The organism is Murinocardiopsis flavida (genome assembly GCF_003014485.1).
GTDB classification, from domain to species: Bacteria; Actinomycetota; Actinomycetes; order Streptosporangiales; family Streptosporangiaceae; genus Murinocardiopsis; species Murinocardiopsis flavida.
On sequence record NZ_PYGA01000008.1, the window covers coordinates 229,119 to 241,435 of the forward strand.

Below are 12,317 nucleotides of genomic sequence, written 5' to 3' on the forward strand. Positions count from 1 at the left end.
CGGAGGAGGGTCGTGAGAAGCGGAGCGGATTTTCGTACCGCGGGCCGATCCACCGATAACCTGAACAAGGTGGTATGTGGGGTATTCGAGGGGATGAGTTCGCTATGGCAATGACGGCAGGTTTCCCCGATGGCGAGGGGCTGCCGGAACGCATCGGTCCGTACACGATCCGCCGGAAGATCGGCCAGGGCGGTATGGGCGTTGTGTACCAAGCCGTAGACCCCCAGAACAATCCGGTCGCCGTCAAGGTGCTCCGTCCGGAGGTCGCCGGCGACGAGATCGCGCGTGCCCGGCTGGCGCGCGAGGTCGAGACCATGCGCCGGGTCCACAGCCGCAATGTCGCCGAGGTCATCGACGCCGACACCGCTGCGCCCCGGCCCTGGGTGGTCACCGAGTACATCCCCGGCCCCACACTGGAGTCCACGGTCACCGACCACGGGCCGCTGCGGGGCCGCGCCCTGACCCGGCTGGTGTCGGGCCTGGCCCAGGCCATCGACGACATCCACGCCGCGGGGGTCATCCACCGCGACCTCAAGCCGGGCAACGTCATCATCTCCAACGGCAACCCGATCGTCATCGACTTCGGCATCGCGCACGCCGTCGACGGCGCGAAGCTCACCCAGACCGGCACCTTCGTCGGCACCCCGAGCTACCTGTCGCCCGAGGTCATCGAGGGCACCGACCTGGGGCCGTCCACCGATGTGCACGCCTGGGGCGCCACGGTCGCGTTCGCGGCGACCGGCAGCCCGCCCTACGGCGCGGGCGCGTTCGAGGTCATCTTCTTCCGCATCCTGAACGGCGAGATCAAGCTCGACGGCATGCACGAGGCGCTGCAACCCCTGGTGCAGCGGGCCGTCTCGCGCGACATGCGCGCCCGGCCCACGTCCGCCGAACTGCTCTCCGAGACCGGCCGCCTCAACCTCGACCTGCCCTGGGCCGAGGGCGCGGCCTACCAGGGCGGCACCGGTATGACCGGCAAGCACACCGTGCAGGGCGCCGTCGATCCGCAGCGTTCCGAGGGCGCGCCGTCGGGGCCCTCCGGCGGGCGCGGCGCGGCCGAGACCCTCGGCTCGTGGGCGGCCGCGGCGGGCGCCGGCGCGGCGGCCGGCGGGCTCGCGGGCGCGGCGACCTACGGCGACGCTGCGACCCGCGGCGACTCCCCCGCCCCGCGCGAACGGCGCGACGACCGCACCATGGCGTCCGGTTCGGCTCCGGCCGACCGCACCATGGCCGCCGGGTCCGCACCCGCCGACCGCACCATGGCGGGCGGCGAGGTCGACCGCACCATGGCGGCGTCGCCCGATGACCCCCAGCGCACCGGGCTGCTGCCCGGCGGCGACTCCGGGTACCCCGACCGGTCCACCGACTACGACGAGCCCGAAGAGTCGCCGCAGGACCGGATGCAGCACACCATGTACTACAACTCCACGCTGCGGCCCGAGGACTTCGAGGACATCCTCACCCCGGTCGAGCAGGAGCGCAAAGGCCGCAGGGCCGACCACACCGCCACCTTCCAGGGCGACGACGAGGACGACGGCGAGCGCAAGGGGCTGCTCGGCCGGTTCGGGTTCGGCCGCAACTCCAGCCGCGGCCGCAGCGACGGCCTGGGCGACTACTTCGGCAACGACGGCGAGGAGGAGTACGACGAATCCGAGCCGCGCCGCTTCCCGTCGCTGATCCTGGTCCCGCTGGCGCTGATCCTGGCCGGGCTGACCATGATGCTGCCCGTCATCGGCTTCCTCGTGGCACTGCTCGCGTCCTCGATCCTCGGCGCGCTCGACAAGGTGAAGGGCGAGCACGCCCGCCGCCTCCAGACCCGCGGCCCGCGCGGCTCCGACAGCATGGTGGTCGCGCTCAGCATGCCGTGGGCGCTGGTGCGCAACGCGGGCAGCACCCTGGTCGTCTCCCTCGGCTTCCTGGTCGTGGGGCTGCTCGCGGGCAGTGTCATCACCGTGGTCATGGGTGTCGCGTCGGCTGTGAGCATCGGCACCTACGGGATGTTCGCCGCGTCCCTCGGCGCGCTGTTCTTCCCGCCCGGGGTGCGGCGGCAGTCGGTCTGGCTGACCCGGCGCGTCGGCATCCGCAACGTCTACGTCTACATCGGCAGCATGGTGGCCGTCGGGCTGATCGCGCTGTTCATGATCGTCTTCGGGTTCAGCATCGGCAGCACCGGGGGCGGCCTCTTCGTGCCGATCCCGCAGCCCAACGAGTGGTTCGGCTGACCGGCGGCTCCCGCGCCCCCGTCGCACCGCGTGCGTCGGGGCGACCGGGCGGGCGCGTCCGCGCCGCCGCGGGGGAGGTGTTCCGCTTTCCTCGTACCGGCCAGTAACATCGGGTTCAGGAACGAGGGACGCGGGACCGGCGCGATGGGAAGCCGGACCCGGCGCCATACCGCAACCGCGTGTTTGGCACCCTTGGTGACCACGGGCGCGACCGCGTCCGCGCCGTCCGACCGGGGGGCGCATGGGAGTGCAGGGAGGTCGGCCACCGGCCATGAATATTGTCGTACTGGTCAAGCAGGTTCCGGACACGGCGACCGAGCGCAAGCTCCGGGCCGCGGACAACACGCTCGACCGCGAAGCGTCCGACGGCGTCATCAACGAGCTGTGCGAGTACGCCATCGAAGAGGCACTCCAGCTGAAGGAGAAGCACGGCGGCGAGGTCACCGTGCTGACAATGGGCCCCGACAAGGCCACCGACTCCATCCGCAAGGCGCTGTCCATGGGTGCCGACAAGGCCGTGCACCTCAACGACGACGCGCTGCACGGCTCTGACGCCCTCCAGACCGCGTACGCGCTGGCCCAGGCGCTGCGCACGCTGGAGTTCGACATCGTGGTCATGGGTTCGGAGTCCACCGACGCCCGCACCGGCGTCGTGGGTGCCGCGCTCGCCGAGTACCTCGGCCTGCCGCAGCTCACCCTCGCCGGCAAGGTCGACGTCGACGGCGGCGCCATCAAGATCCAGCGGCAGACCGACTACGGCTACGACGTCGTCGAGGCGGCGCTCCCCGCGGTCGTCTCGGTGGTCGAGAAGATCAACGAGCCGCGCTACCCGTCGTTCAAGCTGATCATGCAGGCGAAGAAGAAGCCGGTCACCAAGCTCGACCTCGCCGGTGCCGGGATCGACGCCGCGAAGGTGGGCCTCGCCAACGCGACCACCACCACCGTCGACTTCGCCGCGGCGCCGCCGCGCGCCGCCGGTGTGATCGTGAAGGACGAAGGCGGCGGGGGCGCGCAGATCGCCGAGTTCCTCGCCGAGAAGAAGTTCGTGTAGTCGGCCGACGAGAAAGAGGGATGGGAAATCATGGCTGAGGTCCTCGTCCTCGTCGACCATGTCGACGGAGACGTCAAGAAGGTCACCGCGGAGCTGCTGACCGCCGCGCGCCGCATCGGCGAGCCCGCCGCGGTGTGGGTCGGCGACGGCGCCGCAGCAGGCAAGGAGCGGCTCGCCGAATACGGCGCCGCGAAGGTCTACGTCGCCCCGGCGGAGTTCGACGACTACGTCGTCGCCCCGAAGGCCGAGCTGCTGGCGTCGCTGGCCCAGGAGAAGGGCGCGGCCGCGATCCTGGTCTCGGCGAGCACCGAGGGCAAGGAGATCGCCGGCCGCACGGCGGTCAAGCTGGGATCCGGCGTGCTCACCGACGTCGTCGGCATCGACGGCGAACTCGTCGCCGAGCATTCGGTCTTCGGCGGTTCGACGCTCACCCACGCCAAGGTCGCGGCCGGCGTCCCGGTCATCGCGGTGCGCCCCAACTCGGTCTCGGCCGAGCCGGCCGAGGGCGCCGCGGCGGAGGAGGCGGTGTCGGTGCAGATCTCCGACGACGCCAAGGCGGCGAAGGTCGTCGAGCGGGTCGCGCAGGCGAAGGGCGACCGCCCCGAACTCGCCGAGGCCGCGATCGTGGTCTCCGGCGGGCGCGGTGTCGGCTCGGAGGACTTCTCCGTTGTCGAGGCGCTGGCCGACTCGCTGGGCGCCGCCGTGGGCGCGTCCCGCGCGGCCGTCGACTCCGGCTGGTACCCGAACCAGTTCCAGGTGGGCCAGACCGGCAAGACCGTCTCGCCGAACCTGTACATCGCCCTCGGCATCTCGGGCGCCATCCAGCACCGGGCCGGTATGCAGACCTCGAAGACCATCGTCGCGGTCAACAAGGACCCCGAGGCTCCGCTGCTGGAGATCTCCGACTTCGCGGTGGTGGGCGACCTCCACAAGGTCGCCCCGCAGCTGACCGAGGAGATCGCCAAGCGCCGGTAGCACCCGCACGGCACACCCCGGCGGCCTCCCGGCCACACCAGGCGGGAGGCCGCCGGTGTGCCGATGCCGCGACGCGCGCGAGTGTGTCCCCCCGCGGGCGTGGCAGCCACCGGCTCTGCCCGCGAGGGCGGCAGCAACCGGCTTTCCCCGCGGGGGCCCGGTCGCGGGGGCGGGTGGGGGACGTGCACCGTAGACTTGCCACTCGCCATGGTGTATTTCGATCACGCAGCAACGACCCCTCTGCGTCCCGCTGTCCTCGACGTCCTCACCGAGGAGTTCGGCCGGCTCGGCAACGCCTCGTCCCTGCACGGCGCCGGCCGCGGCGCGCGCCGCGTGGTCGAGGAGGCCAGGGAGGCGATCGCCGAGTCGCTCGGCTGCACCCCCAATGAAGTGGTGTTCACCAGCGGCGGCACCGAGGCCGACAACCTCGCCGTCAAAGGGCTGTACTGGGCGCGCAGTGCCGCCGATCCCGCCCGCCGCCGCATCCTGGTGGGCGCCGCCGAGCACCACGCCGTTCTCGACCCCGCCCGCTGGCTCGCCGACCACCAGGGCGCGGTCTACGAGGAACTGCCGGTCGACCCCAGCGGGCAGGTGCGGCCCGAGACCCTGCGCGCGGCGATCGAGCGCGACCCCGCCGACGTCGCCCTGGTGTCGGTCCAATGGGCCAACAACGAGGTCGGCACGGTGCAGCCGATCGCCGAGCTCGCCGCGATCGCGGGCGACCACGGGATCCCGTTCCACACCGACGCGGTGCAGGCCGTGGGTGCCGAACCCGTCGACTTCGCCGGGGCGGGGGTCGCCGCCCTCACCCTCACCGGGCACAAGGTGGGCGGGCCGGTCGGCGCGGGCGCGCTGCTGCTCGCCCGGGGCGTCGACCCCGTCCCCGTGCTGCACGGCGGGGGCCAGGAGCGCGAGGTCCGCTCGGGCACGCTGACGACCCCGCTGCTGCGCGGCTTCGCCACCGCGGTGCGGTCGGCGGTAGGGGAGCGGGTCGACCACGCGGCCCGGCTGCGCGCACTGCGGGCCGACCTGGTCGACGCCGTCAGCGCCGCGGTCCCCGACGTCGTCGTGAACGGGCACCCGGATCAGCGGCTGCCCGGCATCGCCAACCTGACCTTCCCCGGCTGCGAGGGCGACGCGCTGCTGATGCTGCTCGACGCCCGCGGCATCGAGTGCTCGACCGGGTCGGCCTGCTCCGCGGGGGTCTCGCAGGCGAGCCACGTGCTCCTGGCGATGGGCTGCCCGCCCGAAGCGGCCCGCGGCTCGCTGCGGTTCTCCCTGGGCCACGGCTCGACGCACGCCGACATCGCGGAACTCGCCGACGCGATCGGGCCCGCGGTGCAGCGGGCGAGGGCGGCGCTCGACCACCGCCGCTGACCCGCGGCCCCCGGACGGGGTGGCCCTGCGGTGCCGGGCGCCGCGCGGCGGCCGGCCCCGCGGTGCGGACCTGTCGGCGGACCCGCGGGGGCTGCCGCGGTCCCTCAGCCGCCGAGCTGGCGGCGGATGGGCTTGAGGATCTGGTTGATGGTGTCCCACTGCGGGTCGAGCGTGCTGCTGACCTGCACCTTGCTCTCCGACCACGTACGGGCCGCCTGCTCGAACGCGGGCAGGACTCCGGAGTCGGGGTCGAGGTAGAAGTGGTACCGGCGCTGGCCCCCGGCGGTCTGGTGGGCGAACAGCGCACCGTTGTCGGCGGCGATATCGCGCAGGGTCGCCGTGTACTCCTCCAGCGCCGCCGCCGACGGGTCGGCCGGCTGCTTGTCCTGGTCGGTGCTCGTGTAGCCGACGGACACGTGGACGTACAGCGTGAACGCGGGGAAGTCGCGGCGGTGCAGCGGGTGGCGGACGGAGATCTGCACGGAGCCGCGCAGCGGGATGCGCCCCTGGAGCGTCACCCAGCCGCCGCTGCCGAGCGCGCCGGAGAGCTGGTGCACGACGGTCGGCAGCGAGGTGGGCGGCAGCGGGTCGAGCGGCTTCTCGGCGAGCGGCGCGACGGATCCGATCCAGCGCACGTAGTCGTCCTCGCCGAGCGCGAGCAGCACCACGCGCTCGGCGACACCCTGGCGGGCGTCGTCGGGCAGGAACATGAAGTCGGGGTGGTAGACGCCGGCCTCGATGGTGGCGAGCTGCTGGTTGACCCGCAGCGACACCGACACGTGCGACAGGTCGAGCTCGTGGCCGTCCCATGTCAGCGGCTTGGACAGCTGTGCGGGGTCGGCCGGGCGGGCCGCGAAGAACCGCCAGCCGGGATCGTCGGGCGCGGCACGCTTCCAGCGCTCGGCGACGATCCTGGCCTCGTCGTCGGACCCGGCGCTGAGGATGAGCGCGCAGGTGGGCGCCGTCCCGCCGATGCCGAGGTCGTCGATGCTGTCGGCGGAGCCCAGCGATTCGAGCATGTCCTGGAGGGACTGCTCGGACGCGGTGTCGAGCCCGTCGAAGCCGCTCGGCTCCTCGCTCGGCGGGGCCTCGGACAGCTCCCAGGTCAGGGCGGGGCTCAGGCGCCGGACCCGCTCGGTGACGAACTGCGCGGTCTCCTCGGAGACGGGGGTCCCGTCGGCGATGGACGCGGCGAGATCGGCTCGGACGTCGGGCCAGTGGGACCAGAATTCGTCCACTGCGACGGCTGAGTCGGGTACGGAGGATCGACGGCGACGGAACAGAGCCATACCTCGATTTTCGCAGAACCCGAGGGGGCCCGCGCCGCCGACCCGCGCCCGTCGCACGCCGTCGCGGCGCCGCCGCGCCCGCCGCGCGCCCGCTTGCGGACCCGGGCCTGCCCGGGCGGGCGCGGGGTGGGGATCCGGTCGCGGGGGCACGTAGGCTTGGCGGGTTATGACTTTGCGAGTACTCGCCGCCATGTCGGGCGGTGTCGATTCAGCGGTCGCGGCGGCGCGCGCGGCCGAAGCCGGTCACGATGTCACGGGCGTCCACCTGGCCCTGTCCAAGAATCCGCAGTCCTACCGCACCGGCGCGCGGGGCTGCTGCACCGTCGAGGACTCCCGCGACGCCCGCCGCGCGGCCGACGTCATCGGCATCCCGTTCTACGTGTGGGACATGGCCGAGGAGTTCGACCGCGAGGTCGTGCAGGACTTCGTCGCCGAGTACGCCGCGGGGCGCACCCCCAACCCGTGCCTGCGCTGCAACGAGAAGATCAAGTTCGCCGCCGTGCTCGACCGCGCCATCGCGCTGGGCTTCGACGCCGTCGCCACCGGGCACCACGTCCGGATGCTCGACGGCCGGCTGCGGCGCAGCGTCGACCTCGCCAAGGACCAGTCGTACGTGCTCGCGGTGCTCACCAGCGAGCAGCTGGCGCACTCCCTGTTCCCGCTGGGCGACTGCACCAAGGACGAGGTGCGCGCCGAGGCCGATCGCCGCGGCCTCGCGGTGGCGGCGAAGCCCGACAGCCACGACATCTGCTTCATCGCCGACGGCGACACCGCCGGCTTCCTCAACGGCCGCCTCGGCAGCGAGGAGGGCCCCATCGTCGACACCGACGGCGCGGTGGTCGGGACCCACAGCGGCGCCCACGCCTACACGGTCGGCCAGCGCAAGGGGCTGAACCTCGGCGGGGCGGTCGACCGGCGCTACGTCCTGTCGATCGAGCCGGTGAACAACACGGTGACGGTCGGCCCGCGCGACGCCCTCGAGGTCGACGAGATCATCGGCGAGCGCCCGGTGTGGAACGGCCGCGCGCCGAGCAGCGTGCCGTTCGAGGCGACCGTGCAGCTCCGCGCGCACGGCGAGGTGCACGCCTGCCGCGCGCGGGAGCGCGACGGCGCGCTGGTCATCGAGCTCGACGCCCCCGCCACCGGGGTCGCCGCCGGCCAGGCCGCCGTGCTCTACGACGACGACATCGTCCTCGCCTCGGCGACCATCGCGGCGACCTCGCGCCGTGCGGCGACGGCGGTGTGAGGCACGCGGGTGCGAGCGCCACCCGCCTACCGCCGAAGTTAGGGTAGCCATAACATAGTTCTGGTTCGGGCGGTTCGGCCGTCCTCGTCCAGACTGGTGGTGCGCGGTGGAGTACGAGTTCCTGAAGGGCCAGCCCCTCTGGATCGTGTACCTCACCCTGTTCTGGGTCGCCTTCCTGCGGGCCCAGGCCACCTATTGGATCGGCAGGGGCCTCGGCGCCGGACTCGACCGGTCCAAGTTCGCCCGGCGGCTCGGCGCGCGGCTGCACCGCGCCGAGAACCTCGTCAACAGGTTCGGCCCGCCGGCCGTCACCCTCTCGTTCCTCACCTGGGGCCTGCAAACGGCCATCAACCTCGCAGCGGGCGCCACCCGCATGCGCCTGCCGCGCTACCTCGTCGCCCTGGCGTTCGGCTCCCTCATCTGGGCCGCCATCTACAGTGTGGGCCTGGTCGCGGCGGTGAACCTGTTCCTGCACTCCCCGTACCTCGTCGGCGCCGCGGTGCTGCTCGCCGTGGCGGGCGTCGCCGGCTACCTGTGGTGGCGCCGCCGCCGCGCGTCCGAGGCCGCCGCCGACCCCGCCGCCGAGCAGGTCCCCTCCACCCACTGACCCCCGCAGCCGCGGCCCGGCACCGGCGGTCGGCGGCGGCACGCCGACCGCCGACGTTCCGGGCGGTATGCCGCCGATCGGGCGCGGGGGCTCGGGTGCCCTACATTTGGTCCTCGTGAGTGAGCAGCAGAGATTCCCCTGGCCGGCGGCGAGTGCGACGGGTGTCGGGTCCTGTCCCGGCGACGACCCCGACGAGATGGCCCGCACCGTGTTCGGCGAGCTCCCCGAGCTCCCGCACCTGCCCGAGCTGCCCGAACGCGGCGCGGGCGCCGATCTCGTCGGGCGCGGTGCGGCGCTGCTGGTGGAGTTCCCGGTCGAGGTGCAGCCGTCCGGCTGGCGGGTGGTGCAGCGGCCCGGCCGCGACCTGACCCGGGCCGCCGACTTCCTGTCCTACGACCTCGACGCGCTGGAGGACCGCGCGCACGCCTACACCGGTCCCCTGAAAGTGCAGGTGGCGGGGCCGTGGACGCTGGCGGCGTCGATCGAGCTGCGCGGCGGCGAACGCCTGGTCGCCGACCCCGGCGCGATCGCCGACCTGTGCGAGTCGCAGCTCGAAGGGGTCCGCGGGCACCTGGCCGACCTGCGCGCCCGGGTCCCGGGCGCGCAACTGCTGGTGCAGGTCGACGAGCCCTCGCTGCCGTCGGTCCTGACGGGCCGGGTGCCCACCGCCAGCGGCTACGGCACCCTGCGGGCCGTGGAGCGGGTGGCGGTCGAGGAGCGGCTGCGGGCCCTGTTCGGCGCGATCGACGCGGCGGGTGCGCTGCCCATGGTCCACTGCTGCGCCGAAGCGGTCCCGATCGACCTGCTGCGGCGCTGCGGGGCGCGGGCGGTGAGCCTGGACGCGACACTCCTGACTCGCGCAGCCGACGAGGCGATCGGCACGGCGGTGGAGGCCGGAATCGGCATTTTCGCGGGTGTCGTCCCCGGTAGTGACGCTGTTCTGTCGGCACCGGCCGCTAACGTCGACCCTGTACGCGAGATGTGGCACCGCATCGGCTTCGACCCCGAGCACCTCGCCGGCACCGTGGTCATCACGCCCCGGTGCGGACTCGCCGGGGCCTCGGCCGCCTATGTCCGCGAGGCGCTCGCCGCCTGCCGGGCGGCGGCGCGGGTGCTGCGCGACGAACCGCGGCGTTAGGGAGTGCTGTGGGAGGGGTTCCGGGTCCGGAACGGCCTTCAGAAACACGACCCGGGGACGCCACTGCTCCATCCGCCCAGCGAAAGGACGGTCAACAGGGTGAACGCGGAATCGCAGGCGGCAGCGGCCGGCACCGTCGACGGGGTGCCCGCGGCGACGCGCGCGCGCCACGCGGAACTGAGCCAGGACCTCGACGACCACAGCTACCGCTACTACCTGGGCACACCCGTCATCGCCGACGCCGAGTACGACACTCTCATGCGCGGGTTGATCGCGCTGGAGGAGAAGTACCCCCAGCTCCGCACGCCCGACTCGCCCACCCAGAAGGTCGGCGCGCCCATCAGCAACGACTTCGCCGCGGTCGAGCACCTGGAGCGGATGCAGAGCCTCGACAACGCGTTCCACACCGACGAACTGGCGGCGTGGGAGCACCGTGTCACCGGTGAGGTGCCGGTCGAGGCGTACCTGTGCGAGCTGAAGATCGACGGCCTCGCCGCCGACCTCGTGTACGAGAAGGGGCGGCTGGTGCGGGCCGCCACCCGCGGCGACGGCAGGGTCGGCGAGGACATCACGCTGAACGTCCGCACCATCGAGTCCGTCCCGGCGCGGCTCGACGACTCCGTCGAGCCGGTCCCCGACCTCCTCGAAGTGCGCGGCGAGGTGTTCCTGCCGGGCGCCGCGTTCGAGGAGCTGAACGCCCGGCTCGCCGACGACGGCAAGCCGCCCTTCGCCAACCCGCGCAACGCGGCGGCCGGCTCGCTGCGCCAGAAGGATCCCCGCGTCTCGGCGTCGCGGCCGCTGGCGATGCTGTGCCACGGCGTCGGCGCGCACGAGGGCGTCCGGTTCACCCACCAGTCGCACGCCTACGACCTGCTGAAGGCGTGGGGCCTGCCGGTCAGCGACCGCACCAGGGTGCTGCCGACCCTCACCGAGGTCCACGGCTACATCGACTACTACGCCGAGCACCGCCACGACCCCGAGTACGAGATCGACGGCGTCGTGGTCAAGGTCGACGACGTCGCCATCCAGCGCCGCCTCGGCTCCACCAGCCGGGCGCCGCGCTGGGCCATCGCCTACAAGTACCCCCCCGAGGAGGTCACCACCCGGCTGGTCGACATCCGCGTCAACGTCGGGCGTACCGGGCGGGTCACCCCCTACGGCGTCATGGAGCCGGTGCGGGTGGCCGGGTCCGAGGTCGAGTTCGCCACGCTGCACAACGCCCAGGAGGTCGAGCGCAAGGGCGTCCTCCTCGGCGACGTCGTCGTGCTGCGCAAGGCCGGCGACGTCATCCCCGAGATCGTCGGGCCGGTGCTGGAGCAGCGCGACGGCTCCGAGCGCGCGTTCGTGATGCCCGAGCGGTGCCCCGAGTGCCGGACCCCGCTGGGGCGGCAGAAGGAGGGCGACGTCGACCTGCGCTGCCCCAACACCCGCGCCTGCCCGGGGCAGCTGCGCGAGCGCCTCTTCTACGTCGCCGGCCGCAAGGCGCTCGACATCGAGGCGCTGGGCTACGTCGCGGCCACGGCGCTGACCCAGCCGCTGGAACCGGCCGAACCCCCGCTCCACGACGAAGGCGACCTCTTCGACCTGCGGCGCGACCAGCTGCTGCCCATCAAGACCCACGTGCTCGACCCCGACACCACCGAGCCCAAGCGCGACCCCAAGACCGGCGAGCCCAAGGTCGTCACCTTCTTCGCCAACAAGGAGGGCGGCGCGAAGAAGACCGTCGACAAGCTGTTCGAGGAGCTGGAGAAGGCCAAGGCCAAACCGCTGTCGCGGGTGCTGGTGGCGCTGTCGATCCGGCACGTCGGCCCGCGCGCCGCCGAGGACCTCGCACGGTCGTTCCGGTCCATGGAGGCCATCGCCGCGGCGAGCGAGGAGGAGCTCGCCGCCGTCGAGGGCATCGGCCCCACCATCGCCGCCTCGGTCATCGAGTGGTTCGCCGTCGACTGGCACCGCGAGATCGTCGCCAAGTGGCGCGCCGCGGGGGTCCGCATGGAGGAGGAGGGGGCCGACACCGGGCCGCGCCCGCTCGAAGGCGTCACCGTGGTCGTCACCGGTTCGCTGGAGGAGTACAGCCGCGACGGCGCGAAGGAGGCCATTCAGAACCTCGGCGGCAAGGTGACCGGATCCGTATCGAAGAAGACCGGTTTCGTGGTGGTCGGCGAAAGCCCGGGTACGAAGTACGACAAGGCCGTTTCCGCCGGCGTGCCGATCCTCGACGAAGCGGGCTTCACCGTGCTCCTCGAGCAAGGGCCGGAAGTGGCCATAGGGCTGCGGCTCACCGCCGAGGAGGAGTGATCCGGCCGAACGGCGAGGTCACCACGTTCCACCGGGCGGCGCCGCAGCTGACGCGCCGAAGACCGATGTCTACGATCTGCGACCGCGGGGCTACCTGACGCAGTACTCTGGGCG

9 protein-coding genes are annotated in these 12,317 nt (G+C 72.8%); 8 read left to right on the forward strand and 1 reads right to left on the reverse strand.

The window, feature by feature from the left end:
• Positions 1-104: 104 nt before the first annotated feature.
• The 4 genes from CLV63_RS13670 (at position 105) to CLV63_RS13685 (ending at position 5,625) form a co-directional block, all read left to right on the forward strand.
• Positions 105-2,222, forward strand: coding sequence for a protein kinase domain-containing protein (locus tag CLV63_RS13670; RefSeq protein ID WP_106583360.1), 2,118 nt, complete (start codon positions 105-107; stop codon positions 2,220-2,222).
• A 271-nt stretch (positions 2,223-2,493) separates the two neighbouring features.
• Positions 2,494-3,273, forward strand: coding sequence for an electron transfer flavoprotein subunit beta/FixA family protein (locus tag CLV63_RS13675; protein WP_211301291.1), 780 nt, complete (start codon positions 2,494-2,496; stop codon positions 3,271-3,273).
• Between the two features lie 30 nt (positions 3,274-3,303).
• Complete coding sequence (locus CLV63_RS13680) at positions 3,304-4,248, forward strand: electron transfer flavoprotein subunit alpha/FixB family protein (RefSeq protein WP_106583361.1); 945 nt, start codon at positions 3,304-3,306, stop codon at positions 4,246-4,248.
• A gap of 207 nt (positions 4,249-4,455) precedes the next feature.
• A complete protein-coding gene (locus CLV63_RS13685; protein ID WP_106583362.1) occupies positions 4,456-5,625 on the forward strand; it encodes a cysteine desulfurase family protein in 1,170 nt (389 codons plus the stop codon).
• Positions 5,626-5,729: 104 nt separating this feature from the next.
• Here the strand turns inward: CLV63_RS13685 and CLV63_RS13690 are convergent, their stop codons facing one another.
• Positions 5,730-6,914 carry a DUF695 domain-containing protein gene (locus CLV63_RS13690; protein WP_106583363.1) on the reverse strand — a complete coding sequence of 395 codons (1,185 nt, stop codon included), beginning with the start codon at positions 6,912-6,914 and terminating at the stop codon, positions 5,730-5,732.
• A gap of 166 nt (positions 6,915-7,080) precedes the next feature.
• On the opposite strand from CLV63_RS13690, the gene mnmA reads away from it, so the two are divergent.
• The 4 genes from mnmA to ligA all read left to right on the forward strand — a co-directional run bounded on the left by mnmA (position 7,081) and on the right by ligA (position 12,203).
• Positions 7,081-8,160 carry a tRNA 2-thiouridine(34) synthase MnmA gene (gene mnmA / locus CLV63_RS13695; protein WP_211301292.1) on the forward strand — a complete coding sequence of 360 codons (1,080 nt, stop codon included), beginning with the start codon at positions 7,081-7,083 and terminating at the stop codon, positions 8,158-8,160.
• Positions 8,161-8,266: 106 nt separating this feature from the next.
• A complete protein-coding gene (locus CLV63_RS13700; protein WP_106583364.1) occupies positions 8,267-8,767 on the forward strand; it encodes a DedA family protein in 501 nt (166 codons plus the stop codon).
• 115 nt (positions 8,768-8,882) lie between these two features.
• Entirely contained in the window at positions 8,883-9,905 is a 1,023-nt protein-coding gene (locus tag CLV63_RS13705) for a methionine synthase (RefSeq protein WP_106583409.1), read from the forward strand.
• A gap of 99 nt (positions 9,906-10,004) precedes the next feature.
• Positions 10,005-12,203 (forward strand): NAD-dependent DNA ligase LigA, encoded by a 2,199-nt coding sequence (ligA, locus tag CLV63_RS13710; RefSeq protein WP_106583365.1) that lies wholly within the window; start codon positions 10,005-10,007, stop codon positions 12,201-12,203.
• The last annotated feature ends 114 nt before the right edge of the window (positions 12,204-12,317 follow it).